20 protein-coding genes, 1 other RNA gene and 1 pseudogene are annotated in these 26,244 nt (G+C 37.0%); 20 read left to right on the plus strand and 2 right to left on the minus strand.

Annotation, left to right across the window (positions count from 1 at the left end; translation table 11 throughout):
- Nucleotides 1-210 precede the first annotated feature (210 nt).
- From phhA to CXF79_RS07690, 8 genes and pseudogenes are all read left to right on the plus strand, one after another.
- A pseudogene (phhA, locus tag CXF79_RS07655) lies at nt 211-1,029 on the plus strand (phenylalanine 4-monooxygenase); the annotation flags it as partial.
- A 357-nt stretch (nt 1,030-1,386) separates the two neighbouring features.
- Entirely contained in the window at nt 1,387-1,740 is a 354-nt protein-coding gene (locus CXF79_RS07660; RefSeq protein ID WP_011044518.1) for a 4a-hydroxytetrahydrobiopterin dehydratase, read from the plus strand.
- 177 nt (nt 1,741-1,917) lie between these two features.
- On the plus strand, nt 1,918-3,468 hold the full coding sequence (gene tyrR, locus CXF79_RS07665; RefSeq protein WP_011044517.1) for a transcriptional regulator TyrR: 1,551 nt from the start codon (nt 1,918-1,920) through the stop codon (nt 3,466-3,468).
- Between the two features lie 195 nt (nt 3,469-3,663).
- Nucleotides 3,664-4,653 carry a fumarylacetoacetate hydrolase family protein gene (locus CXF79_RS07670; RefSeq protein ID WP_101154549.1) on the plus strand — a complete coding sequence of 330 codons (990 nt, stop codon included), beginning with the start codon at nt 3,664-3,666 and terminating at the stop codon, nt 4,651-4,653.
- Between the two features lie 160 nt (nt 4,654-4,813).
- The gene (gene maiA, locus CXF79_RS07675) at nt 4,814-5,452 is read left to right on the plus strand and encodes a maleylacetoacetate isomerase (protein WP_101154550.1); all 639 of its coding nucleotides are present in this window, start codon (nt 4,814-4,816) and stop codon (nt 5,450-5,452) included.
- A gap of 215 nt (nt 5,453-5,667) precedes the next feature.
- A complete protein-coding gene (locus CXF79_RS07680; RefSeq protein ID WP_232769106.1) occupies nt 5,668-6,579 on the plus strand; it encodes a DUF3014 domain-containing protein in 912 nt (303 codons plus the stop codon).
- A 131-nt stretch (nt 6,580-6,710) separates the two neighbouring features.
- An RNA gene (gene ffs, locus CXF79_RS07685) (signal recognition particle sRNA small type) lies at nt 6,711-6,807 on the plus strand.
- Nucleotides 6,808-7,817: 1,010 nt separating this feature from the next.
- Entirely contained in the window at nt 7,818-10,721 is a 2,904-nt protein-coding gene (locus CXF79_RS07690) for a TonB-dependent receptor plug domain-containing protein (RefSeq protein WP_101154552.1), read from the plus strand.
- Nucleotides 10,722-11,196: 475 nt separating this feature from the next.
- On the opposite strand, the gene CXF79_RS07695 is transcribed toward CXF79_RS07690, so the two are convergent.
- Both CXF79_RS07695 and priC read right to left on the minus strand, forming a co-directional pair.
- On the minus strand, nt 11,197-11,466 hold the full coding sequence (locus CXF79_RS07695) for a late competence development ComFB family protein (RefSeq protein ID WP_011044512.1): 270 nt from the start codon (nt 11,464-11,466) through the stop codon (nt 11,197-11,199).
- Nucleotides 11,467-11,574: 108 nt separating this feature from the next.
- Nucleotides 11,575-12,258: a primosomal replication protein PriC gene (gene priC, locus CXF79_RS07700; RefSeq protein WP_101154553.1), complete on the minus strand. Its 684-nt coding sequence runs from the start codon at nt 12,256-12,258 to the stop codon at nt 11,575-11,577.
- 663 nt (nt 12,259-12,921) lie between these two features.
- Here priC and CXF79_RS07705 point away from each other — a divergent pair.
- From CXF79_RS07705 to dnaX, 12 genes are all read left to right on the plus strand, one after another.
- Nucleotides 12,922-15,666, plus strand: coding sequence for a TonB-dependent receptor plug domain-containing protein (locus tag CXF79_RS07705; RefSeq protein ID WP_101154554.1), 2,745 nt, complete (start codon nt 12,922-12,924; stop codon nt 15,664-15,666).
- Nucleotides 15,667-16,211: 545 nt separating this feature from the next.
- Nucleotides 16,212-16,991 (plus strand): DUF3450 domain-containing protein, encoded by a 780-nt coding sequence (locus CXF79_RS07710; RefSeq protein WP_011044509.1) that lies wholly within the window; start codon nt 16,212-16,214, stop codon nt 16,989-16,991.
- Entirely contained in the window at nt 16,991-18,340 is a 1,350-nt protein-coding gene (locus CXF79_RS07715; protein WP_101154555.1) for a MotA/TolQ/ExbB proton channel family protein, read from the plus strand. The genes CXF79_RS07710 and CXF79_RS07715 overlap by 1 nt, the downstream gene beginning before the upstream one ends.
- A complete protein-coding gene (locus CXF79_RS07720; protein WP_011044507.1) occupies nt 18,340-18,864 on the plus strand; it encodes a MotA/TolQ/ExbB proton channel family protein in 525 nt (174 codons plus the stop codon). The genes CXF79_RS07715 and CXF79_RS07720 overlap by 1 nt, the downstream gene beginning before the upstream one ends.
- Before the next feature lie 12 nt (nt 18,865-18,876).
- Nucleotides 18,877-19,278 (plus strand): ExbD/TolR family protein, encoded by a 402-nt coding sequence (locus tag CXF79_RS07725; RefSeq protein WP_011044506.1) that lies wholly within the window; start codon nt 18,877-18,879, stop codon nt 19,276-19,278.
- Between the two features lie 3 nt (nt 19,279-19,281).
- A complete protein-coding gene (locus CXF79_RS07730) occupies nt 19,282-19,893 on the plus strand; it encodes an energy transducer TonB (RefSeq protein WP_011044505.1) in 612 nt (203 codons plus the stop codon).
- 5 nt (nt 19,894-19,898) lie between these two features.
- Complete coding sequence (locus tag CXF79_RS07735; RefSeq protein WP_011044504.1) at nt 19,899-21,194, plus strand: tetratricopeptide repeat protein; 1,296 nt, start codon at nt 19,899-19,901, stop codon at nt 21,192-21,194.
- A 195-nt stretch (nt 21,195-21,389) separates the two neighbouring features.
- Nucleotides 21,390-21,815 (plus strand): HvfA family oxazolone/thioamide-modified RiPP metallophore, encoded by a 426-nt coding sequence (locus tag CXF79_RS07740; protein ID WP_041737113.1) that lies wholly within the window; start codon nt 21,390-21,392, stop codon nt 21,813-21,815.
- A 211-nt stretch (nt 21,816-22,026) separates the two neighbouring features.
- On the plus strand, nt 22,027-22,710 hold the full coding sequence (locus CXF79_RS07745) for a DUF1456 family protein (protein ID WP_011044502.1): 684 nt from the start codon (nt 22,027-22,029) through the stop codon (nt 22,708-22,710).
- 154 nt (nt 22,711-22,864) lie between these two features.
- A complete protein-coding gene (locus tag CXF79_RS07750; RefSeq protein ID WP_011044500.1) occupies nt 22,865-23,260 on the plus strand; it encodes a response regulator in 396 nt (131 codons plus the stop codon).
- Nucleotides 23,261-23,376: 116 nt separating this feature from the next.
- Nucleotides 23,377-23,922 (plus strand): adenine phosphoribosyltransferase, encoded by a 546-nt coding sequence (apt, locus tag CXF79_RS07755; protein WP_011044498.1) that lies wholly within the window; start codon nt 23,377-23,379, stop codon nt 23,920-23,922.
- A gap of 29 nt (nt 23,923-23,951) precedes the next feature.
- Nucleotides 23,952-26,099 carry a DNA polymerase III subunit gamma/tau gene (gene dnaX / locus CXF79_RS07760; RefSeq protein WP_101154556.1) on the plus strand — a complete coding sequence of 716 codons (2,148 nt, stop codon included), beginning with the start codon at nt 23,952-23,954 and terminating at the stop codon, nt 26,097-26,099.
- Nucleotides 26,100-26,244: the final 145 nt, after the last annotated feature.

Consider the following 26,244-nt stretch of genomic DNA (forward strand, 5'->3'; position numbering starts at 1 on the left):
AATATTGTGCTGTAATTAATCATGTAACCTTTCATGTACAACAAATGCCTTTGTTTGTTTTTTGACCGTTTCGTGTTGCTTTATTTTATCTCCCTAGATGTTTTAAGATGAATACAGTAACAAAACAAAAATTTAATTCGTTAACACCTCAGCGTAAAGGCGTTAATGATAAAAATTATTATATAAAAACGATCACAACGTCGCTTAAGAAGAAAGGTAAATAACATGGCAAAAGGAACAAAGTATGTTTCGAAGGTACCTGATGAACATGGTTTCATAGAGTGGTCAACCGAAGAAAACTTAATTTGGCAAGAGCTATTCACTCGTCAAATTGCATGCATTAAAGATAAAGCGTGTGATGAATATCATGAAGGTTTAGCAAAATTAAACTTACCAACTGACCGCATACCTCAACTTGATGAGGTAAGTAAGGTCTTAAAAGTATCTACTGGTTGGGAATGTTACCCTGTGCCTGCATTAATAGGTTTTGGCGAATTCTTTAGATTACTTTCTGAAAAGAAATTTCCTGTAGCTACTTTTATACGTAGCAGGGAAGAAATGGATTACTTACAGGAACCCGATATTTTTCATGAAATATTTGGTCATTGTCCATTACTGACTAACTCTTCATTTGCAAATTACACTGAAGCTTATGGAAAAATGGGCTTGAATGCGACTAAAGAGCAACGCGTATTTTTAGCACGCTTGTATTGGTTTACTATTGAATTTGGTTTACTTGATACACCAAAAGGCCTACGTATATACGGCGGTGGGGTGCTATCTTCTCCTGGGGAAACCGATTACGCCATGAATAATACTGACGTTGACCGTAAGCCTTTTGATATATTAGATGTATTAAGAACACCTTATCGAATAGATATTATGCAGCCAATTTATTATATGTTAACCAAAGTTTCTGATTTAGATGAGATTCGAAAATTTGAAGTTGATGACATCATGGAACTGGTTACCCAAGCAGAGGCACTCGGCTTGCACGATGCTAAATTTCCGGTGAAACAAGCCAGTTAATATTTCTATAAAAAAATGTAAAAAATGCCAACTCAGTGATGATTAAATAATAATTATTACTATAACCAAACTACATGAAGATGCAGGTTTTAGCTGGAATTAGAAACGTCTTTAGGCAAGGCATTGATTGAAGATAATAGTTATTCTATTGTCGAAATTAATAACGCAGCATAAAGTGTTTCAAAACCAGCCCTGTGAGGGATGTCTGAGCAAAACATGCTCTTCGTTGCCTCCTTTTTTAAGGGAATAACCCTTAATTAAATGAGGCGGCTTGATCAGGAATCGCTCAGGTGTTCTGAAACACGTACCTTTAAGTAGCTTGGGTATATAACCTAAAGAATTTATTAAGGATAAATAATGACTGTACAATCAAACAACAAATTAGCGAGCCAAGTTTGTGAAGCTTGTCATGTTGATGCGCCAAAAGTTAGTGACGAAGAACTCAAAGAGCTTATCGGATTAATTCCTGATTGGGTGCCACAAGTGCGCGATAATGTCATGATGCTTGAACGTGAATACAAGTTTAAAAATTATAAGTTAGCATGGGCGTTTGCTAATAAAGTTTCTGAGTTAGCAGAAAGTGAATTTCATCATCCGTCAATATTACTTGAATGGGGTAAAGTTACCGTCACTTGGTGGACACACTCAATTGGTGGTTTGCACAAGAATGATTTTATTTGTGCAGCAAAAACAGATCAGTTGGGTGATTAAATCATTCTAGTAGAATAACTAGCCAAATAATACCACAACATATTATACAAAATGTAACTTGGTTAATGTTGTGCTTTATTATCGTAAAAATTAGTTTACAATAGCCCTTTCTTTAAACTCTAGATTTAAATTCTTGAGTTGAATTCTTGAGTTAAATTCTTGATTAAGGGCTATTGAATGCGTTTGGAAATTACTTGTCATGACCGTGTTGGCATGGGACAAAAAGTATTAGGTATATTTGTCGAACACGGCATTAATGTACGTGGCATTGAGTTAATGCAGCCTGGGCGTATTTTTATTAATATTCCCAGTTTAGACTTCTCTGATTTGCAAACATTTATGCCGCAATTACGCTTGCTTGAAGGAGTAGGTGATGTAAAAACGGCCCCTTACATGCCATCTGAGCGTGAAAGAAATGAACTTGCTACCTTAATTAAAACCTTTCCAGACCCCTTTATCTCAATTGACAGAAAGGGCAATATCCGAATTGTTAACACCATCGCCTCGAGTATTATTGGTGAGAGCGAAACGTCTCTAGTTGGTCAACACATTAGCTTGTGGTTGAAAGGTTTCAACTTTAATCGTTGGTTAGATGCCAATGATGTACTTGCTCAAACTCGACGTTTGAAATTCCAAGGCGATGACTTTGTCGCTGATATTATGCCAATTCACGTTGCTGATGAAGAACACAAGCAAGTACTTGCTGGCGCTGTGCTAATTTTAAAGTCTGAAGCACGACTTGGCCAGCAAATGAATGTTTTTAAACAGCCTAATGAGAATACTTTTTCAGGTATTCAAGCAAGTTCAAGCGCAATGCGAAAAGTCATTCGCGAAGCTAAACGTATGTCGTCACTCGACTCTTCAATTTTAATTATGGGTGAAACGGGTACCGGTAAAGAGTTATTAGCAAGAGCGTGTCATGGTGCTAGTGAACGCGCAGAAAATCCTTTTATGACGTTAAATTGTGCCGCATTGCCTGATGATGTTGCAGAGTCTGAATTATTTGGTGTCGGTGAAAAAGAGCAAGAGTCAAGTAAGCGTGGAATCTTTGAACTTGCCGATGGCGGTACTGTATTCCTTGATGAAATTGGCGAAATGTCAGCCAAATTACAAAGTAAATTATTACGAGTAATTCAACACGGCAGTTTTAGACGTGTGGATTCTGAGCAAGAAGTTACGGTGAATGTACGTATCATTAGCTCTACCAACAAAGATCTACTTAATCTTGTTTCAATAGGGGATTTTAGAGAAGATCTCTATTATAGATTAAACGTATTTGGCCTCACATTACCCGCTCTTAGAGAGCGTCGTAGCGACATTTTACCACTTGCTGAGTTTTTTATTATCAAAGCCGCACAGCAAATTGGCCGTACCCATCTGAAGGTAAGCGATGACTGTCGTGATTTTATTGAACATTATCCATGGCCAGGTAATATCCGTCAGTTAGAAAATGTACTGACACGTGCTGCTTCGTTGCTGGAAGGGGATGAAATTGAAACTACACACCTACAGCTACCAGCTTATACCCGTGAACACGGTTATTTAGAACAAGAGTTCGAAGGAACACTAGATGCTGCAGTTAAAAGCTTTGAAGCCGATTTATTGCGTAAATTGTATCCAGCTTACCCAAGTACTAGACAACTCGCTAAAAAGCTTGGCCTTAGTCATACTGCAATTGCAAACAAGTTACGTGAATATGATATTAATAAAAAGACTGTGAAAATTTAATTTTAATTAATTGAGTTGGTATAACTTGGCATAAATGCGTGTGTTTTCGGCAGTTTGCTAGTGTAATAAAAGCCGTAAAGAAAATTTTCCGTATTGTTTTTACTAAGCTGCCACTATTGCTTGGTTGTCAGTGAAAAAATTCGTACCATACTTTTATGCTTTAAATGTATCGATAACTATTAGAAAGGTTTAAGAATGAAACTAGCAACACTTAAGAATAATACACGCGACGGTCAACTGGTAGTTGTTAACCGTGCTCTGGATAAAGCGGTAGTAGTTAGTCATATTGCTGCAACATTACAAGCTGCTCTTGACAATTGGAGTGAGATTTCACCAAAATTGGCTGAAGTTTATCAATCGCTAAATAATAATGAAATTACTGATACTTTAGTTTTTGAACAAGAAGCATGTGAATCACCGTTACCTAGAGCTTATCAATGGGCTGATGGTAGTGCTTATGTAAACCATGTTGAATTAGTACGTAAAGCAAGAAATGCTGAAATGCCTGCAACATTCTGGACAGATCCTCTAATGTACCAGGGCGGCTCAGACGCATTTATTGGTCCACGTGATGATATCTCAATTGCTAGCGAAGAGTATGGCATTGATTTTGAATCTGAAGTGGCTGTGATCACTGATGATGTGCCTATGGGGATATCGGTAGAGCAAGCAGCGAATCATATTAAGTTACTAATGTTGGTAAATGATGTTTCTTTGCGTAATCTTATTCCAGGTGAATTAGCGAAAGGTTTTGGCTTTTTCGCATCAAAACCTTCAAGTGCTTTTTCTCCAGTAGCAGTAACGCCTGATGAACTTGGCGATGCGTGGGATGGCAAAAAATTACACCTACCATTGACTACACATCTAAATGAAACGCTATTTGGCCAACCGAATTGCGGAGTAGACATGACATTTGATTTTCCAACGATTGTTGCCCATGCTGCAAAAACACGTCCACTTTCAACTGGTTGTGTTATTGGATCAGGTACGATTTCAAACTATGACCGTTCAGTAGGGTCAAGCTGTTTAGCTGAAATACGTATGTTAGAGATAATCGCGGATGGTAAGCCAACTACCCCGTTTATGAGTTTTGGCGATACTGTTCGCATTGAAATGTTTGATAATGAAGGCGCAAGTATTTTTGGCTCAATTGATCAAAAAGTGGTTGAGTATAAAGCGCAGTAATTTTTAAGTTGCCGTAAGCTTATACATAGACTTAAAGTCAGCTTTTTAAAAATAATAAAAAAATGCTAATTATCAACACAGGGTTAACTATAGTAGTTAACTAGGTCAGGTAATTAGCATTTTTGTTTGTAAAGAATAATAATCATATGAAGGAAACACTATGAAACTTTATGGCTATTGGCGCTCAACAGCAGCGTATCGTGTCCGAATTGCACTGCACTTGAAAGGTATTGCCTTTGAGTCAATCTCAGTACATCTTGTTAAAAATGGCGGAGAACAGCACCATAATACCTACAGTGAGCTCAACCCAAATCACTTAGTGCCAACCTTAGTTGATGGTGATTTTTCATTAAACCAATCTTTGGCTATTATTGATTATTTAGATCAAACCAACAGCGAAAACTATTTATATCCCAAAGAGGCAAAAAGTAGAGCGAAAGTACATGCTTTAGCGTTAGATATAGCTTGCGAGATTCACCCTCTCAATAACTTACGGGTGCAGCAATATTTAACTAACTCATTAAATATAACAGAAGAAGCGAAGCAGTTATGGGTTGAATACTGGATGAATGTTGGCTTTATCGCAATAGAAAAGCAATTAGCGAGCAGTGCAGGGCAGTTTTGTTTTGCCAATACCGTGAGTGTTGCTGATATTTGTTTAGTGGCGCAAGTTTATAATGCGCATCGATTTAACGTTGATATGAGCGCTTACCCGATAATTAATAAAATAGTCAAAAACTGTAATGAATTGCCTGCTTTTATTAATGCTTTACCAGAGAACCAGTCAGACGCACAGTGATAGGGCTCAAGTCTCGTAGATACTTTAAAAATATTGATATTAAATGGCCTTCCGTAAAGAAGTCGGCTATTTTTAAGTAATACATATTCTGAAATAATAAATAATACAAAAAACCACATAAAAAACAATAAAAAAACGTTTTGATGGTTGCATCACAAGACAAAAAGCGTTGCAATAATACCTACTCAGCATTAACAAAAATAATTCGGATGGCAATGGACAATTCAGAACCTACACAACAACTAGAGCAGGGCAAGAGAGAGAGAAACTCGGGTCCACTTATTATTTTTATTGTTACTTTAATCTTAGTAGCTGTCGCTTTATGGCAATTTTCAGGCGGAAAAATTGAAAAGCGTCCTATAGATTCAAGTGAATTATTAAAACAAGAGCCAGTGATACCTGCTTCTCAGTCAACACAAAAGCAGGAAGATGATGAAGCGCTTATAGAGTCACCGGTTACAGTCGTTGTCGAAGATGTGGAGCCGATAGAACAAGAAGTGACTATCACTTTACCAAAATTAGATGAAAGTGATGATTGGTTGCAAACGAAATTACCTGATTTAACTTGGCGAAATGAATTGTTACCACTGCTGATTACGGAAGATATTATTCGCCGTTTTGTCGTTTTTACTGATAACTTTGCCCAAGGACAGCTGGCCTATGAACATAGCCTTTTTATTCAGCCTAAAGAGAAGTTCTCTGTTGATGAGCAATCAATCAATGTTGATAGCGAACAAAATGTATGGCAATGGGATAGTAAGACAAGCAAGCGTTTTGATCTATACGTTGATCTGCTCCGCTCTGTGGACAGCACAACGCTAGTTAATTGGTATATTGATATGAAGCCATTGATTGATGAGGCATACAATGAATTGGGGTATGAAGAAGATTTTACCTACACACTGCAAGATGCAATAACCAGAGTACTTGATATGGATTTGCCTAAATCAACCATGGATGTAACTCGAACCAGTGTAATGTATAAATATAAGGATCCTCAATTAGAAGCATTAGAGGATAGTGATAAACTTCTGTTGCGTATTGGCAAAGAAAATCTATTGATTATTAAGTCAGTATTATTAGAAATTAATGAAAAACTAGCTAAGCGAGTAGAAAAGAAAGATTAATTTCGATAATAAGAGTGAAAAACAATCAAGTAGTCGCTTTTTTCTAACTTCTACTTGCATCTGTTCGAATGATTAGCGATAATTTGCGCCGCTTTAAGGACAAGATGTTTTTAAAGCCTCTATGGTGACCCTTTCGGTCCCCTCGCAATGATACTCTGTGAACTCGGCCAGGTCCGGAAGGAAGCAACCGCAGCAGACGACTCATGTGCCGAGGTGTGGCTGTTTGGGTTGCCACCCAATTTCTATATATCCCTCTATTCTGTTTACATCAAAAATACTTAAAAAATACAGTAATAATTTTACTCTTCATATCAGAAAAATTCTGAGTATGGTGAAAAATTCTATGTCGACTTTAATGTCAGATATGACGTTTTGGCATCGAGTTAAACCACAGATGTTACATCAACAATAAAATTAAATCGTAGTTTTGTTCAAAATTAGCCAAGATATCATTTTGTTTAATTTGTTTAATTTGTTTAATTTGTTTTACATAGTGGTTATGAACATCATCTGAAGATTAGACAAAACTTCTTTAAAAAACCATTGAGCTAATAATGCCCAATCGAGATAATAGCTTTTCTAAACTATTTAGCTCGTTTTTCGTTTTCAAAGCCCATCTATTAAATCCCCCCCCCCTTTTCAACATATAGAAAACCCCATCATTTTCAGTAGTAAATAAACTTTGTAATGCATTAAAATGTTACCTTTGTAATTAAAAGTTTACGTGGAATTCTTTTTGTTAGGTTAAGCTTTTGTTTTTATTATGTATTTTTTTATTTTTTATTTGTCCGTTAATTAGAGTTTTAGATCTCACTGGTATTTTTCATAAGACCTAAGCTCATGTTTTTACTGTTTATTATTTTAAAAGTTGATACTTGTTACTTAATTGTAAATGCATTAATGTTTTTTTTACAGTTGTTTCAGGCGCTTTATTATAATATCAATAAAAAGAACTTTTTGTTATTTAACTTGTTGTAAGTAAAGTTTATTTTTATTTTTGTTCGTTGTGTTTAATTGTTTCTGATATGAGTGTTAATGTATCTAAATGTTAAAATTATTACTATTTTGTTACAAATAGTGTTGACGATTCCGCTAATCCCCGTTTACTATCTTAACTGACTGGTCAGGTCTTACGACTTGATAAGAGATAAACGAGGCAGTATAGCCTTGAGTCTTTTCGTAATAAAAACAAACAAACAAATAAACAACCAATCACTTATGTGATCCAGGGAGTAAACATGTATAACAATAGTAAAGTAGCTAAAGCAATACGACTAGCTATGATAGTGAGTGCTAGTGCAGCTGCAACAATATCAGTACCAACTTTTGCAGCCGAGGCGGAAGAACTTGAATCAGTAGAGCGAATCTCTGTTACTGGTTCACGAATTAAAAGAGCAGAACTATCAACACCATCTCCTATATTAACAATTGATGCGCAAGAGTTAGTGCGCTTCGGTAACCCAGATCTTGGTAGTATGTTAGCCGAATTACCAGCACTTGGCGCAACAAGTACTATTATTGGTAATAACAATGATGGCGCTGAAGCTGGTGTTAGCTCTGTTGATTTACGTCGTTTAGGAACTAAACGTACTTTAGTATTAATTAATGGTAAACGTCATGTTGCGGGCTCTCCTGGCTCTGCTCAGGTTGATTTATCAACAATTCCTGCAGCACTAATAGAGCGTGTTGAAGTTATTACCGGTGGTGCTTCTGCTGTCTATGGTTCAGATGCTGTTTCAGGTGTTGTAAACGTTATCTTGAAAAAAGACTTTGATGGTTTAGAGTTTAATTTGACCGGTGGTAACTCAACTGAAAGTGTTGGTAATGAAAACTATACTTTTAATGTGTTAGGCGGTACCGATATAGCTGATGGTAGAGGTAATATTACTTTCTTCGCTGGTATTGAAGATACCACTGAAGTGATGTCTTCAGCTGTTCGCCAATGGGATAATTGGGGAACTGTAAATAACCCTGATAATACGGGCGAAGAAGATGGTATTTTTGATAAGTTCCGTCGACCTAACGTTGGCTCTGAAATGATCAATGATTTCGGTGTCATGAATCCATTCAGTGGCGATCGTTTTACGTTTGATAAAGACGGTAACAGACAAGATGCTTGTTCACGTGGATTAGATAATAGTTTTGCTTTTGGTGAAATGGAAGCAGGTTGTGGTGACCGAGGTTTCTTCACTGAGCAATACGAGAACTATATTCCTGGCGTGCAACGTACTACAATCGGTTCAACCATAAACTATGAAATCACAGAGAATATCAATTTCTTTGGTGATGTTAAATATACCAGAGCTGACATTCAGCAGCAGTTTCAACCTAGCTTCCGTTTCGGTAGTATAGATATTAATGTTGCAGATAACGCTTTCTTAAGTGATGAAGCAAGAGCTGAACTTGGTGGAACTGGTACTGCTTCTATGGCTAAGTTCTTTGGTGAACTTGGTAATCGCTCTTCTAATCATACTCGTGATCTTTTCCGTTTTGTAGGTGGCTTCGATGGTTTCTTCTCATTAGGTGATACTGATGTAGATTATGAATTATTTTATGTCTATGGTGAAACAAGTAACAACCGTGTAAGTGAAAATGATCTGATTCCGGGGAACTTAGCTGCAGGTATTGATTCAGTTATCGACCCTGATACTGGAAAGGCTGTTTGTCGTAGTCAGCTAGAAAGCGCTCAAGATGCTGATTACAGTGATCCTGCTACGGTTGATGCTGGTAGTTGTGTTGCTTATAACCCATTTGGTTTTGCGCAATCTTCTCCTGAAGCATTAGATTGGGTTTCTGCCGATGTAACGCGTAAAGATGTTATTAAGCAAGAGGTGATTGGTGGTAGTTTAGCTGGTGATACTGGTGCGTTCTTCGAACTACCTGGTGGTGCTGTTGGTATAGCCGCTGGTTTTGAGTACCGTACTGAATCTTCATCAACGATTACAGATGAATTAACTAAAAGTGGTGCAACTACTAACTCTGCAACACCAGATGAATTTGGTGAGTATGACGTAACTGAAATGTTCGTTGAAGTTAGCTTACCGCTTTTATCAGGAAAGTTTTTAGCTGAAGAGTTAACACTTGATGGTGCATACCGTTATTCTGATTATTCTCATGCGGGCTCTGTTGATGCATGGAAAGTAGGCATGGTATACGCTCCTATTGCAGACTTACGTTTCCGTGGTACTTACGGAGCAGCGGTTCGTGCGCCAAACATTTCTGAAGCCTTTAGCCCAACATCACCAGGGTTTGCACGTGTAAGCGATCCGTGTGATGCTGATAACATTTTTGACGATCCAGATCGCGTAAGTAACTGTGCTGCACTAGGTATTCCTGTAGGATTTGAGGCAAATGATAATGTGAGCATCGATACTTTATCTGGTGGTAATGATGCGTTAACACCTGAAGAGTCAACTTCACTTACTATCGGTACAGTATGGACGCCTAGTTACTTAGAAAACTTCTCGGTTACATTAGATTTCTACGATATTGAAATTGAAGATGCAATTATTGAAGTAAAAGCACAAGATATTGCTGATAACTGTGTCGATGCAACTGGCGGTCCTGATGCGGTTTATTGTGGTGCTGTTGATCGTGACCCAACATCGGGTGATATTGACTTAGTTCGTTCTGGTTTCTTAAATGCATCTGCCTATAATACTTCTGGTATTGATGTAGAGATGCGTTATAACTTTGCACTTGATAGTTTGGGTGCTCCAGGTGAGTTATATTTAAAATTATTCGTAAATAAACTGCTTGAGTTAGAACAATTTGAGTTCCAAGACCGTCCTGATGAAATCAATGTTGAAGTTGGTGAAACAGGTGATCCTGAATGGCAAGCAAGTATTTCAGCGACTTATAACTTAGATGATTTATCAGTTACTTGGCAATCACGTTATATTGATCGCGTAGTAACTTATGATGTATCTCCTGGTGGTGATATTGCTGAAGACCAAGAGTTTGGTTATATTCCTTCAGTTACCACCCATGATTTATCATTTAACTACATTGTTAGCGAAAATGTAAAAGTGAATGCGGGCCTTCGTAATATTTTTGATAAATTACCGAAAGGTTGGACTAATAATCCGATGTATGACCTAGTTGGTCGTCGTGCTTATGCAGGTGTAACTGTTAATTTTTAACAGTACTTTTCAATTTATTTAGCTATTTTTAAAGTCTAAATTTATTGTTAAAGCGAAGTTCGTGTCTGAACTATGGACCGTACTTCTATCTAGATAATAATCCCTAACCTCCATAAGGTTAGGGATTTTTTTATGTTTACAAATAAGCGGGTATAACAATTGAATACTTTGAAATCGAAGCACTACTTAACTGTTCATTTTTGGCTCTCGATACACAATGGATTGGATGGGTATTATGTTATGCGTGAGGAGATAAACTACATCAAGAAAATAAAAGAGGAATTAACTTAATAAAGTATGTCATAGAAAAGGTGAGTCAGGATTATGAAACAATACTAGGACTAAGTCATTGCTCGCTTAACAGCTACCACTCACCAATAATTTCAAACTGTAGAATAAGTCAGTATATCTAACTTTGGGGGTATTCATATGTGTCGAAGTGTGGCTGATTGGGTTGCCACCTAATTTCAGTATTCTACGTATTAATTCTATTTACATCCATAAATTCAAGGGCTTTAGCTATAGCTTTTTTTACTTTATTTTCCATCTCGAAACGTTCTGAAGGTGGTAAATAAAATGCCATGTCGACTTCATGTCGAATGTAACGAGTTGGCAGTTGATTTAAAACCACACAAGTTAAATCTGCAATAAAATCGATATCATACTTTTCATCAAACTTTGCCGAGACAAAATGTTGCATAACTAGTTTTTCATAATAGTTATGAATATCATCTGAAATTTTCATAAAACCTCTTTTTAAAAATGATTGAGCAAGTAATAGCCTATTTGAGCTTATACAAAGAGTAACCTTAGTTAAAACAAAATGCGAGTCTATAAGGTGATGATGTTGTTGCTATCTGAGTTTAGATTTCTCTGCTTGCTCAATACTTCGTTCAATTGAAGAGATAGCTTTACGACAGCGACCTAAACGCTGGTGTAGAGCAAGTACTTCCTGTGAAAGTTTTTCAGTATTTGCACTTTTAGAGCGAATTCGTTGTTGCTCGCGCTCGGTGATCATATCCCTTAATCTTCTTTCGAATTCATGATGTTCACTTAACTGTTGATATAGCTGATGGCTTGTGAGTAAAACTGATTTAGCCATTTTATTATAGGCATCGTTTTGCTTTAATTGAGCAGCTTTAGCCGCTTTTACTCGAATATTTTTTCTAGCGTCAAAGCTTGCTTGTGCTGCTTGATGCATAGTTTGGTTAGATTGAATGGCATTCATTAATGCTGAAATCTGTTGTTCTATTCGTTGTAGGGACGACTTTGCAAACTCAGCTTTGTTGCTATTGTCTCCACTTAACGCATATAACCGGGAAAATTCATTCAATCGCTTTTTTACTTCCTCAACATATATAAAAATTTTATCACTTTCAGTAGTAAATAAATGCTGGGAAAAAAGATTATTATTTTCGATCAATCGATGAGACTTTTGTTTACTGTTTAATTGATCCGTTTGTTTTGCTTGAACAGATATATGTTCTAGCAATATTGATAAACGACTAATAGCAATTTCATGTCTATTTTGAGGCATATGTGGGGCAATAAAGTTATGTTAACCGTGATTATACCGTAGTTCTAAGCAAAGAAAAAACAGTAATAAGCGGATACATCAGTAGCCTAAAGTAACAATAAATGAAATTTGTCAGATAGCAAAAACTATAACTTTGTAATCATAAATGTACATAGCTATTGTATATTTATTTTATGTCATTGTTTATTAAGAGTAAAATAAATTGGTTATATGTGCATTTTTATTTAGCATAGTGACAGGGGGAGATCTTGATACTTAATTAAGTAATTGTAATTAATGATCTTTTATGTTTGTTATGAATTTGTAAATATTTATAAGGTGTATTTTTTACATTTTTTAATAAAATAAATATTATCATTTTACTGAAATACTGAGTTTTAATTTAAATCATTTTAATTCAGTGGCTTATTGTTGTTTTGTCATGGGATTAAATGACGTTAATGTATGTCAGAATGTATGTCAGAATGTGTCCAGATGTTAAAAATATTACTATTAGGTTGCAATTGGTGTTGACGATTCCTGCAATTCCCGTTTACTATCTTAGCCGACAGATCAGGTATACAACTTGATAAAAGATTAACGAGGCAGCATAGCCTTGAGTCTTTACAAAATAAAAAACAAACAAATAAACAACCAATCACTTATGTGATCCAGGGAGTAAACATGTATAACAATAGTAAAGTAGCTAAAGCAATCCGCGTAGCGATGATGTTCGGAGCTGGTGCTGCTGCAGCCATTTCAGCACCAACTTTTGCAGCTGAAGAAGGCGTAGAAGAAGTTGAGAAAATTGAAGTAACTGGTTCTCGTATCAAACGTACTGATATGGAAGCAGCTAGCCCAGTAAGTATTTTTTCTGCAGCGGATATCGCAGCATCTGGTGTTACTTCATTAGAAGGTTTCATTAAACAAATCCCAGCAATCAACGGCGCGCAACTAGGTTCTAACGTAAACAACGCGAGTGCAGGTTTTGCTACAGCATCACTTCGTGGTTTAGGTTCAGGCCGTACATTGATTCTAATCAATGGTCGTCGCTTCAACTCTGGCGATTTGAACTCTATCCCTACCTCGTTTATCGAGCGTGTTGAAGTTGTACGTGATGGTGCTTCTACTGTATATGGTTCTGATGCTATCGCTGGTGTTATTAACTTTATCACTAAAAAAGATTTTGAAGGCCTTGAAGTTACAGCACAATATGATGTAACGGGTGAAGGCGACGGTGATACAGCTAAGTTTTCAATCGTAACTGGTGCCTCAAATGATAAAGGTAATGTTGTATTCTCAGTAGATTACACAGACCGTGAAGAAGTTACTCAAGCAGATAGAAAATACTCAGAATGTCCACTTTGGGATGATGGCGTAGGCTCTACAACATATTGTGGTGGTTCATCACATTCTGATTTTGGTCGTGTTAACGTTCCTGAAGTAAACCCTTTAGGTCTTGACGCTGGTCGTTATGTAACACTTGATGGTAAAGCTGTACCATTTAGCACTGCTGATCATGGTTATAACTATGCTGCAACGAGTTACTTAGTTACTCCAGTTAAAATATTCTCTGTAAATGCTGCATCTACTTATGAAATATCTGACTCAATCACAGCATTTGCTGAAGGTGGTTATTCAAACCGTCAATCAAGTCAGAAAATGGCACCTGCAGCTACATTCTGGAGTGCTCCAGTACCAGAAGCTCATCCTGACAACATTTACGGTGTAGATGTTTCAATTAACCGTCGTATCACTGAAGGTGGTGGTCGTGGTTTTGAACAAGATACAAATGATTACCGCGTTGTTGGTGGTTTAGAAGGTGAATTTGACAATGGTTGGGGTTGGGATGTTTCATACAACTACTCTCGCTTTGTTGATACACGAGTTAACACCGGTGAGTTAAACCGTCCAAATACTGAGCTGTTGTTAGACCCAACAGCATGTGCGGCTGATGATGGTTGTGCAGCAGTTGGTTATTGGAACCCGTTTGCTAAAGAGACTATGACAGCAGAGCAAAGTGAATTTTCTTCAGTAACCTTCTCTCCTGTACGTAAAGGTACAACAACACAGTTTATGGCTAACTTATCTGGTGACTTTGGTGAACTTGAATTACCAGGTGGTGCTATTCAGTGGGCAGCTGGTTATGAGCGTCGTACTGAGTATTACTTAAATGAACCAGATGGTGCTGAAGCATTAGGTCAAGTATATGGCCAAGCTGGCGTGAGAACAGAAGGTGATTATTCAGTTGAGGAAGTATATGCAGAATTTAACTTCCCAATTTTATCAGGCGTACCTTTTGCTGAACGTTTAACGTTTACAGCAGCGGTAAGAGCTTCTGATTATAGTAACCTAGATGATACAGCTACTAACACTAAGTTTGGTTTTGAGTGGGAACCAGTTGATGGTTTATTAACTCGTGCAACATTTGCAGAAGGCTTTAGAGCACCAAGCATTACTGAGTTATTTGATCCTCAAGAACAGTCAGCTCTTAGCTATACTGATCCTTGTTGGAGTTATGGTTCAAGTACAAACGCAACATTAAAAGCTAACTGTGCAGCGGATGGCCTACCAGCAGACTTTACCTCTGATACGCAATCAAACGCTATCGTTGGTGGTAACCCTGATTTAGAAGCAGAAGAATCAGAAAGTATTACTGTGGGTATTGTATACTCAGGTATTGAAAACTTCTCGGTTGCTTTTGATTACTTTGACATCAAAATTGAGCAAGGTATCGGTACTGCTGGTGTAGATAATATTGCTAATGAATGTTACAACAGTGTTGCTTTCTCAAGCCCATTATGTGCGTTAATTAAAGGTAGTAAATTCGGTCCTTTAGATACTCCTCCTCATCCAACATCACCTCGTCGTAATGTAAGTGAAGTGCTTTCGGGTGTATTAGTAGCTAACGCTAACCTTTCAACGTTTGAAACATCGGGTGTTGATTTTGACTTCAGCTACAATATGGACCTTGCTGGTGGTACATTTACTACTACCTTAAATGGTACATACTTAATGGCTTATGACTACACGCTTACTGCTGGTAGTGATACTATTGAAGCCGCAGGCATGGTTGCAGCTGACCAATGGGAAGGTAACCCAGCAGTATTCGCTGAATGGAGAACTAACTTAGGTTTTAACTTCGCAACAGATGACTACTCAGCTAACGTGACTTTCCGTTACCAATCTGAAGGTGATGATATTAGTGCAACAGATACTACGTTAGATACAGTAGCTGATTCTGTAGTTTATACTGATATCCAAGGTACTTATTACATCAATGATACTTACACCATCTCTGCTGGTGCACGTAACTTGTTCGATGTTAAACCTCCTTACCTGTCTAACTACGATGATTCGAATACTGTAAACTATTCTTATGATTTAGCGGGTCAATATTTATATGTTAAAGCTACTGCTAGATTTTAATCTCTAGTTCGTATGATTTAACCAATAAATAGTGAAAAAATTACTAAGCCCTACTAAATAGTAGGGCTTTTTTTTGTGATTTATTCGGTTTTTGTAAAGATATCTTTATAATAATAAGTTCATAAGAACGGATGTTTTGGTCGTTTATCGAGCGTTTAACGCAAATAAATTTGACTTACTACGAAGATGTTAGTAAAACATACTTCTGCAAAATTTTTGTCCCTTAAATTATGGTTTCGACTAATCTATATTTAAGTAATTTTGCTAGTATTTAAGATATATTTTTTTATTAGTCTATTACTTGCAGTAATTTGATAATGCTAAGTTATCGGCTTTCTTCTAAAGATAGTTTAATAAAAAACACATAATATCGTCTTTTGAAGTCTCACCTTGACAGCACTGCTGTCATTTGGGATTATTGATTTGTTGTATTCATAAAAATTTACATATAAAAACGACAGACTTTTATATTTGAGGTAATCAACGGATTTACAAAATTTGTTTAATTCGGGTTATCAAAATTAAAATAGCAATGGTTGGGAACTATGTCCAAAGTAAGTAAGAAAAGCCTTATCGCAACAGCGATGGTTGGCGCACTAGCACTAGCTGGCAGCAATATAGCTGCTGCTGATGCACTAACAGACCTTCAAAAAGCTGAAGCGAAAATCTTCAAGCAATCTGCAAAGTCACAAGCTAAAATAAATAGCATTTACGAACAAACGCAAGACCTTCTTGCTGAATACCGTAATACTGTTGATGAAGCTGATGTATTACGTGGTTATAACGACCATGTTCAACGTATGGTTGATGATCAAAAAGCTAATGTTGTTTCATTACAAAGACAAATTGATAGCATCGATGAGTTCAAACAAGGTGTTGTACCATTAATGTACAAGATGATTGATACGCTAGAAACATTCATTAAATTAGATGTTCCAATGAACATTGACCGTCGTAATGCTCGTGTTGCTAATCTTCGCGCTGTAATGGATGATTCAAACGTTACAACGTCTGAGCAATTCCGTTTAGTACTTGAAGCCTATGAAATTGAAGCCGGTTACGGAACTATCTTTGACGCTTATCAAGGCGAGATTGATTTAGGCGGTCGCACACTTACTGCTGATTTCGTTCATATGGGCCGTATTGCATTTGTTGCACAATCACTAGATGCTAAGCATTCTTGGTTATGGAACAATGATACACGTGCATGGGAAGAGTTAGGCGATGAATACTTAAAGCCTGTTACAGATGCTATTCGTATGGCACGTAAACAACTTCCAATGGATTTAACTAAATTACCAGTATTTGCAGCAGGGGCAAAATAATGAAAAAAGTTATTAATTTTGTATTGTTAGCAGCGTCTTTGACGACTGGTTTTGTAGCAACAACTCAAGCAAATGAATTAGATGATTTACTAAAACAAGTTAAAGCTGACCGTGTATCAGAAGCTAAACTTGATAAAAAACGTGAAGCTGAATTTTTGTCTGCACGCGCTGATAAAACTGCTTTATTAAATAAAGCGAAAAAAGAATTATCAGATCAAAACGTACGTAACAAACGTTTAACTAAAGAATATGCTGCTAATGAAATTACGTTAGCACAAAAAGAAGTTGAATTAGATAATGCGACTGGTACTTTAGGTGAAATGTTTGGTGTTTCACGTGCTGCTGCTGCAAATGCATTTGGTCAAATCAGTACTTCAATTGTAAGTGCTGAATTTCCTAATCGTGGTGAAGCGCTTAATCGCATCGCTAACGCTAAAGAAATCCCAAGCATTGCTGATTTAGAAGAACTATGGTTTTCTTTACAAACTGAAATGACAGAATCAGGTAAAATCTCACAGTTTAGTGTTGATGTTACTAATCTAGACGGTACTAAATCAACTGAAACGATCACTCGTATCGGTACGTTTAACTTAGTATCAGCTAACGGTTACTTAACTTATAACGATGAAGTTTCTCAAGTTCAACCATTACCTAAGCAACCTGCAGGTTATATAACTGAAACAGCATCAAACTTCTCTGGTGTAACTTCTGGTTATGCAGCTGTTTACGTGGATCCTTCTCGTGGCGGCATCTTATCTCTAGAAACACGTAAGAAAACGTTAGAAGAGTTTTTCCACGAAGGTAAAGAAGTTGGTTATGCCATTACGGTATTATTAATCTTTGGTGTTATCATTGCACTTGAACGTTTAATCGTTTTAGGTGGCATGAGCTCTAAAATTAAATCTCAAGAGAAAAATCTTGATAAGCCAAATGAAAACAACCCTCTTGGTCGTTTACTTAAAGTTTTCTATGATAACCAATCAGTAGATGCTGAAACGTTAGAGCTTAAACTTGATGAAGCTATTCTTCGTGAAACCCCTAAGGTTGACCGTGGTATTAACTTAATCAAAATGTTTGCCGCAATAGCTCCTCTAATGGGTCTATTAGGTACTGTTATTGGTATGATCATGACTTTCCAAACAATAACTTTGTTTGGTACTGGTGACCCGAAAATTATGGCTGGTAACATCTCTCTTGCTCTTGTAACTACAGCATTAGGTCTAATTTGTGCACTTCCACTTATCTTAATCCACTCAGTTGTTGCTGGTAAGAGTAAGTCAGTGTTACAAAAATTAGACGAGCAGAGCGCTGGTTTAATCGCTGCTATTGCAGAGAAGGGGTCTAAATAATGTTATTCCTGATAGAGCTTTGGGAATCTGTCAGGGGTTTTATTGCGACGGGTGGTAATGTACTTTATGTTGTTGCCTTCGCACTCTTATTGATGTGGATTTTGATGATAGAACGCTATTGGTTCTTAGCATCAGTCTACCCAACTATGAGAGATGATATCATCGCTCGTTGGGATGCACGCCGAGATACAACTTCTTGGTATGCACATCGAATTAGAGAGACTTGGATCTCCGAAGCAGACGAGTTACTTGAACAGCGAATGATTACCATTAGAACCTTAGTGGCAATGTGTCCTCTTATCGGCTTACTGGGAACAGTAACAGGTATGATTGGCGTATTTGAAGTTATGGCTGAACAAGGTACTGGTAATCCGCGTCTAATGGCCGCTGGTATATCGCAAGCAACTATCCCGACTATGGCCGGTATGGTAGCTGCATTATCAGGTGTGTTCTTTAGTTCAAGATTAGACGCTAAAGTTAAACTAGCAAAGGCTAAACTGGTTGACAGTTTACCTCACCACTAGAGAGATATATTCATGGCACGTAAACGTATTCGTGAAGACGAAGAAGCAGTAATTGATATGACACCGATGCTCGACATCGTGTTCATCATGCTGATCTTCTTCATCGTAACCACTTCTTTTGTAAAAGAAGCTGGTATTGAAGTAAATAAACCTAAAGCGGCTAATCAAACTAAGCAAAAAAATGCCAATATCTTTGTTGCAATCAAAGATAACGGTGAAATTTGGTTAGATAAAGGTCGAGTAGATATTGAGCGTGTTGGGGCAAGAATTGAGAAATTACTTGCTGAACAACCTACCGATGTTGTAATCATTCAAGCTGACAAAGATGCCAAACATGGTGTTGTTGTTAAAGTAATGGATGCAATTAAAGAGGCTGGTATAGATCGAATTTCTATCGCGGCTGCGAAGGGGTAAGATATGGTTCGCTTTTTAGTATCAATACTACTAGGCGTTGTAGTTACCTTTGGCTTATTTGCTTTTATGGCCTTTCTTGTTTCTAGCGGTGATAGAAACAAGGAAGAGCAACAAGAAAATATTATTGTAGAGGTAAATACTACTCCGCCAAAGTCTGCAGCAGAACAACGTCGACGTGTACCGCCGCCACCACCTCCGCCGCCAAAAGCTCCACCGAAGCAGCAAACACCGGAACCTGAAGCCAACAATAATACTGGTGGTTTAAACTTCAATATGCCGGGTGTTCAAATGGCAGGTGCTTCAACTGGCTTGTCAGCTCCTGGAGCTGGTATGGGACGTGATGGCGATGCTACACCGATAGTTCGTATCGAGCCTAAGTACCCGATTCAGGCTGCTCGAGATGGTAAAGAAGGTTATGTTATTCTTTCTTTTACGATCAACAAAATTGGTGGTGTTGAAGACGTTAAAGTACTTGAAGCTCAGCCTAAGCGTGTGTTTGATAAAGAAGCCAAACGTGCACTTAGAAAGTGGAAGTACAAACCTAAAGTTGTTGAGGGTAAACCTCTGAGACAACCAGGTTTAACGGTTCAACTTGACTTCAAAATGGGAGGTTAATAGTTATGTTTAATAAATTAGTGTTTAAAAATTTAAAACTTAAAAAATTATCAACTTCTCTTGTTGTTGTTGCCTCACTACTTGTTGCGCAAGCACCTTTTGCAAATTATGCAGAAGCTGCTGGTGCCGAGAAGGTTGAGAAGAAGAAGAAACGTCCTACACAATTAGTTGGCCCTCGTGTTGGTAAAAAAGTACAAAAGGCTTTTGAAGCTTATAGTGCTGATGATATCAAGGGTGCTCTAGTTATTTTGTTGGATATTGAGGCTTCAAAACCATACGACAAAGCTTATGTTTCGCGTATGGTTGCTGTTATGTATGCAACGTTAGGTGACAATGATCAAAAAACTATTGAATATCTTAAGAAAGCCTTAGAACCAGATATTCTTAATGAAGTTGATCAAAGTGAATCTTTAAAGTTATTGGGTGATATGCAGATGCAAACCAAAGACTATAAAGGCGCGCTTAAAAGTTTTTATGCCTGGATGGATTTCTCTGGTAAAGACGATGGTCCAACCTACGTCAAAATTGCAAATGCGTACTACTCATTAAAGCAATTAGATAAGGTTATTGAGCCTGCGGATAAAGCGATTGCTGCTTTTGGTGATAAACCAAATCAAAACCCATACATCTTAAAAATTACTTCTTACTATGAACGTAAAATGTATAAAGAAGCTGTAAAGGTTTTAGAAACAGTAATACAAGTTTTTCCAGAAAATAAGCAGTGGTGGACACAATTACCAATGTTTTATTTGCTGATTGAAGATTATGATAAGGCAGTTCAAACGCTGGATTTAGCTTATAAACTTGGTCACTTGGATAAAGAAAGTCAAATTAAAACATTAGCGAGTTTATACTCTCAAACTGAAGCGCCTTATAAGGCTGCCCAGTTGTTAGAAAAATACATCGCTTCTGGTTTAGTTAAACGTGATGATAAAAATATCTCTACGTTGGCTAATGCTTGGCATTCTGCACAACATATCGATAAAGCGGCAAGTTATTATGGTGAATTAGCCAAAATGACTAGTGATGCAAAGCATTATCGCAAACAAGGTATGTTGTTAAAGCAAGATGAGCAATTTTCTAAGGCAATTGTTGCTTTGAATAAAGCTATTGAACTTGGTGTTTCTAACCAAGGTCGTATTCATATGAGTATTGCAGAATCATATTTCTATTTAGAGAAGTATAAGAAGGCATACGCAGCAATTCAAAAAGCAATGAAAGATCCTAGTGCACGTAAGTCTGCAAAGGGTTGGAAAAGCTTTATTGTTGATACAGCAAGACGCAAAAACGTCACTATTTAGTTATTATCAACGAAAATAGAAGTGATTAAAAAAGCCAGTTATCTTTTTAAAATGATAACTGGCTTTTTATTGCATAATATACAAGATAGTTGAAATTTTTATTAACACTTGCAGGTCTATGTTAAAAGTCATATAACTAAATCTCAATAATAATGAGATCAATTCAAAATAAGCACAGATAAAAGGAAATAAATTATGAATATAGTTAAGAAATCATCAATTGCAGTGGTAATGAGTTTACTTGCCTTTGGCCTTTTCACTAGTAATATTGCTAAAGCAGAGTCAAATCCATTTGCTTCAGGTGAGTTAGTCACTATAGTTACTGACCATAAAGATGGAAAATGTGGCGAAGGAAAGTGTGGTGAAGGTAAAATGAAAGACGCCAAAAAAGCTAAATGTGGCGAAGGAAAATGTGGCGAAGGTAAAATGAAAGACGCCAAAAAAGCTAAATGTGGTGAAGGAAAATGTGGCGAAGGCAAAATGAAAGACGCCAAAAAAGCTAAATGTGGTGAAGGAAAATGTGGCGAAGGTAAAATGAAAGACGCCAAAAAAGGTAAATGTGGTGAAGGTAAATGTGGCGAAGGTAAATCAAAAGATAAAAGTAAAAAATGTGGTGGTTAATCAACCTCTCATAAATGACTAAGATTCAAAAAACGGGCCATTGCCCGTTTTTTATTGCCTGCTAATGTCTTAATGTTTATTTATCTAACTTGAGCTAACTATTTATATTTTGACGTAGGCCTGTCCTAGGTAAGTATTTTAATAACATATAGGTTAGCCATTGCCTTAGCGTGTATAATGGCTTCATTGTGCTTATGTATTGGAAATTACCGTGAATAATAATGATGTTTTACGCAAGTTGCGTTATACCTTTAACTTTAATGATAAACAAATGGTAGCGATCTTTGCCTCTGCTGGTGAAGAAGTAAGTCGTGAGCAAGTCAGTCAGTGGCTGAAAAAAGACACCGATAGTGATTTTGTCGCCTTATTTGATACAAAATTAGCTGTATTTTTAAATGGTTTTATCAATGAAAAGCGCGGTAAAAAACCTGGACCTTTGGCGATACCTGAAAAACGTTTATCAAATAATATCATTTTGACTAAACTAAAAATTGCACTAAACCTACAAGCTGAACAAATAATTTCATTATTAGAAAGTGTTGACTTTAGAATCAGTAAGCCCGAATTGAGTGCATTTTCACGTAAAGTTGACCATCAGCACTATCGAGAGTGTAAAGATCAAGTGTTACGAAATCTTTTACATGCTATAGATAAAACTTATCATGTTGAAAGAACGGGTAAAATAGCGAACCCTACTACATCATCAGCTCCTAAAGTAACGGCAAGTAACTCAAAACCGAGTAATAACAAAAAAGACTTCGTTAAAAAGAAAGCCAATAAAGCTGCACCGGCATCACCTTGGGTTGAAGGTGCAAGACCTAATGCAAGTAATATTTATGTTAACCCAAAGAGTACTACCGATTCCAAACGTCAAAAGCTTAAGCTGTCCAAATAAATATCGTATTGGCATCTAAACAATACGTTTGTGCTAATTTGACGTTACATTAGGATCATTTTGTTACGTAATATATCTACGTTAGCCCTATATAATCAAATAATTATAGGGTAATATTCGCGCCAAATTAGCTTCGAAAATTTAAAAGTTGTATATGAATATATTAGTTGTAGATGATAATAAAACTGTTCAAGAAAAGCTTGCAGCGCTTATCATTTCACAAGGACACAATGTTGATTTAGCCATTAATGGTTTAGACGCATTAGGGAAAGCACAACAAGGAAACTATCAACTCTTTGTCATTGATCATTTAATGCCGTTGATGAATGGTGTACAACTTACTAAAAACCTAAAGGCTAATCAGTTATCCTCGTCGGTTCCTGTTTTTTTTATGACCACACAAGGTTCTCACACACTTAAGGATTTAGTTGAATTTAGCCTTTTCGATAAGATAATTGATAAACCAATTAATGAAGAACAGTTCCTTACCATTTTATCTGAATTTTCTGGTACTCATTTTGAGAGTGATACACGGCAAGCTAATTCATAATTTTGCCTGACTAACCGTTTTATCGCTATAAAAAGTAGGGAAATTGTTTTATGCTCAGCATATCTATCTATTAACTTACTTTTAGAAACCAGCACCACTGGTTTTACCTCGGTATTATGAATAAAACACAGCAACAACTACTTATCAATGCAATCCACACTATTCCAGATTACCCTGTTGAAGGCATCATGTTTCGTGATGTTACTAGTCTATTAGAAGACGCCGAAGCTTTTAAGCTTGTAATGGAGCTTTTAGAAAACAAATATAAAGGTAGAGGCTTTACTAAAATCGTTGGCACAGAAGCTCGTGGTTTCCTTTTTGGTGCGCCGTTAGCGTTAGCCTTGAATATTGGTTTTATTCCGGTCAGAAAGCCAGGGAAGCTCCCCCGTCCTACCTACTCTCAAGCTTATCAGTTAGAGTATGGTGAAGATATTCTAGAAATTCATCAAGATGCATTAACCCCTGAAGATAATGTTTTGATTATTGATGATTTATTGGCGACGGGTGGTACCATTGAGGCGACAACTAAACTAATTCGCCGTCTAGGTGCACAAGTGCAAGAAGCAGGTTTTGTTATCTCTTTACCTGATTTAGGTGGAGAGGAACGTCTTGCAGAGCTAAATATTACTCCTTATTCTTTGATACAATATCAAGGTGAATAGTTTATCCAAGCATCTAAAAGTAATTTAATATGAGTTATCAAGTCCTAGCAAGAAAATGGCGCCCAAAGAACTTTCAGCAATTGATGGGGCAAGAACATGTCGTCAATGTACTTGCAAATGCTTTATCTCAAAAGCGTTTACATCATGCTTACCTTTTTACGGGTACGCGAGGTGTTGGTAAAACGACTATTGCACGGATTTTTGCTAAGAGTCTAAATTGTGAACTTGGAATAACAGATAAACCCTGTGGAAAATGTGATGCCTGTATTGATATCGACCAAGGGCGTTTCGTTGATCTTTTGGAAATAGATGCGGCTTCTAAAACGAAAGTTGATGATACCCGTGAAATTCTAGATAACGTCCAATATGCACCTAGTAGGGGCCGATTTAAGGTTTACCTGATTGATGAGGTACATATGTTATCTCGTCATAGCTTTAATGCGTTACTAAAAACGTTAGAAGAGCCACCTGAGCATGTTAAATTTATTTTAGCGACTACAGATCCTCAAAAATTACCTATTACAGTGTTGTCACGGTGTCTACAATTTCATTTAAAAGCGTTAACTGTCAAACAAATTGAAGATAAGCTTGCTGAAATACTATCTCATGAACAAGTGAGTCACGAGCAAGGTTGTCTGACGTTATTAGCTAAAGCTGCTCGTGGCAGTATGCGAGATTCATTAAGTTTAACCGACCAGGCTATTGCTCAAGGGCAAGGTCATATTAACTTAACTAATATTCAACAGATGCTCGGTGGTATAGATCAAAACTGGGTTTACCAGTTGGTGATTACTTTACTAAAACAAGACAGCCAAGCGTTGATGACTTTATCTCAAGAGATAGCCTCTTATGCGCCAAGTTATAGCCGTTTATTTGCTGAATTAATTCAACTATTTCATCAAATAGCTCTAATGCAAATAGTTGAGCAACCTTTTGATTTACCGGCAGACTTATTGGCTTTATTGAAAAAGTTTAGTCAAGCCATGTCAGCTGAAGACGTTCAACTTTATTACCAAATAAGCCTTAATGGCCGAAAAGATTTACCGTACGCTTTTGACGAACAAGCTGCTTTTGATATGACGTTGTTGCGACTATTTGCTTTTAAACCAATGCAAAAGTCACAGCTTATCAATGAGTCTACTATAGATAATATTGAGCAAAACACAGCGATTAGCTTCGATGATGATAACTTGTCAAAAACCACTGAAACCCTTTCAAATAATGCTGACATAGCTAAAGCAGCTGTTACAGAGGCCGTTGTTGAGAGCTTAGCTGAAGTGGATATTAGTGACTCCGCTGCTGCTACGGACAATACTCAACAAACTGAGTTAAATGAGCAAATGCTTGCCATTGAGCAACAAGCTGATGAACTCAAACAGAGTGAGAATAATTCATTAAATCAAGCCCCAGCGCAGCATGTGGCTTCTCAAGAAGTTAAAGCTCCACAACAAATGCCTGTGGTAGAAAGTTATAAAGAAAAACAAAATACAGCGCCCATTGTGCCCAATGAGCAAGTAGGGCAACTTAGTATCCATAGTCCGGTAGGCTCTGTGCTCGCGACTCGGAATATGCTACGTAGTCGAAAGAAAGAGTTGGAGAAGCAAACAAAAAAGTCCAGTGACGCAACTCTGCGTCAACCTAATAGGGCAGACAATAGTAAAAATAAAACTCAGGACAGTGTTAACGCTACAGCTAAGCCTCAAGTTGTATCAACTGAAAGCTTGGTCATTGCGCCAGAACCTGACTTACCGTTTCATCAAGATAGTATAGATCCCGCAAAAGTAACAAAAGCGAATCAAGTTGATAAATGGGCGCATATGATAGATTCAATGCAGCTTACCGCGCGTATTCGTCAATTAGCAATACATGCAACAATCAGTGAAAAATCTACTGATGATCATTTGATTCTTAAACTAGATCAGGCAACTAGACATTTAAGTACTGAAATCGCTCATCAACATTTACAGAGCGCTATTTGTGAATTCTTAGCAAGACAAATCACGGTTACACTTGATATTGTGGAAGAAACGGTTGCCGACCCATATCAAATTCAAGGTCAAATTAATGATAAGCGTCTAGAGTACGCTAAGACTTTATTAAAAGAAGATGCCGTGGTTATTGCCTTGCAAGAAACTTTTCAAGCAAGTTTGAATGAAGAGAGTATTTCACCTCGCTAATGTTGAATGATAACTTTGAACGTTTCTTTTGGAACTGCCATTATTCTTTTAGAATAAATTCATTTCAAAACTTACAGTGTTTCAGGTAAAATACTTACATTGAGCATTTAAATATAATTTATAAACAGTCTACTTAGAAATATTG

Source organism: Colwellia sp. Bg11-28 (assembly GCF_002836245.1).
GTDB classification, from domain to species: Bacteria; Pseudomonadota; Gammaproteobacteria; order Enterobacterales; family Alteromonadaceae; genus Colwellia; species Colwellia psychrerythraea_A.

Excerpts from the sequence above, each read along its gene's own strand:
- CXF79_RS07695 (WP_011044512.1), bottom strand. The coding sequence starts at position 11,466 with ATGAAAATTTCAGATGATATTCATAACTATTATGAAAAACTAGTTATG.
- CXF79_RS07740 (WP_041737113.1), top strand. The coding sequence starts at position 21,390 with ATGAATATAGTTAAGAAATCATCAATTGCAGTGGTAATGAGTTTACTT.
- dnaX (WP_101154556.1), top strand. The coding sequence starts at position 23,952 with ATGAGTTATCAAGTCCTAGCAAGAAAATGGCGCCCAAAGAACTTTCAG.
- CXF79_RS07705 (WP_101154554.1), top strand. The coding sequence starts at position 12,922 with ATGTATAACAATAGTAAAGTAGCTAAAGCAATCCGCGTAGCGATGATG.
- CXF79_RS07730 (WP_011044505.1), top strand. The coding sequence starts at position 19,282 with ATGGTTCGCTTTTTAGTATCAATACTACTAGGCGTTGTAGTTACCTTT.
- CXF79_RS07725 (WP_011044506.1), top strand. The coding sequence starts at position 18,877 with ATGGCACGTAAACGTATTCGTGAAGACGAAGAAGCAGTAATTGATATG.
- CXF79_RS07750 (WP_011044500.1), top strand. The coding sequence starts at position 22,865 with ATGAATATATTAGTTGTAGATGATAATAAAACTGTTCAAGAAAAGCTT.
- apt (WP_011044498.1), top strand. The coding sequence starts at position 23,377 with ATGAATAAAACACAGCAACAACTACTTATCAATGCAATCCACACTATT.
- CXF79_RS07680 (WP_232769106.1), top strand. The coding sequence starts at position 5,668 with ATGGACAATTCAGAACCTACACAACAACTAGAGCAGGGCAAGAGAGAG.
- CXF79_RS07670 (WP_101154549.1), top strand. The coding sequence starts at position 3,664 with ATGAAACTAGCAACACTTAAGAATAATACACGCGACGGTCAACTGGTA.
- CXF79_RS07710 (WP_011044509.1), top strand. The coding sequence starts at position 16,212 with ATGTCCAAAGTAAGTAAGAAAAGCCTTATCGCAACAGCGATGGTTGGC.
- CXF79_RS07735 (WP_011044504.1), top strand. The coding sequence starts at position 19,899 with ATGTTTAATAAATTAGTGTTTAAAAATTTAAAACTTAAAAAATTATCA.
- CXF79_RS07660 (WP_011044518.1), top strand. The coding sequence starts at position 1,387 with ATGACTGTACAATCAAACAACAAATTAGCGAGCCAAGTTTGTGAAGCT.
- CXF79_RS07720 (WP_011044507.1), top strand. The coding sequence starts at position 18,340 with ATGTTATTCCTGATAGAGCTTTGGGAATCTGTCAGGGGTTTTATTGCG.
- priC (WP_101154553.1), bottom strand. The coding sequence starts at position 12,258 with ATGCCTCAAAATAGACATGAAATTGCTATTAGTCGTTTATCAATATTG.
- maiA (WP_101154550.1), top strand. The coding sequence starts at position 4,814 with ATGAAACTTTATGGCTATTGGCGCTCAACAGCAGCGTATCGTGTCCGA.
- CXF79_RS07690 (WP_101154552.1), top strand. The coding sequence starts at position 7,818 with ATGTATAACAATAGTAAAGTAGCTAAAGCAATACGACTAGCTATGATA.
- tyrR (WP_011044517.1), top strand. The coding sequence starts at position 1,918 with ATGCGTTTGGAAATTACTTGTCATGACCGTGTTGGCATGGGACAAAAA.
- CXF79_RS07715 (WP_101154555.1), top strand. The coding sequence starts at position 16,991 with ATGAAAAAAGTTATTAATTTTGTATTGTTAGCAGCGTCTTTGACGACT.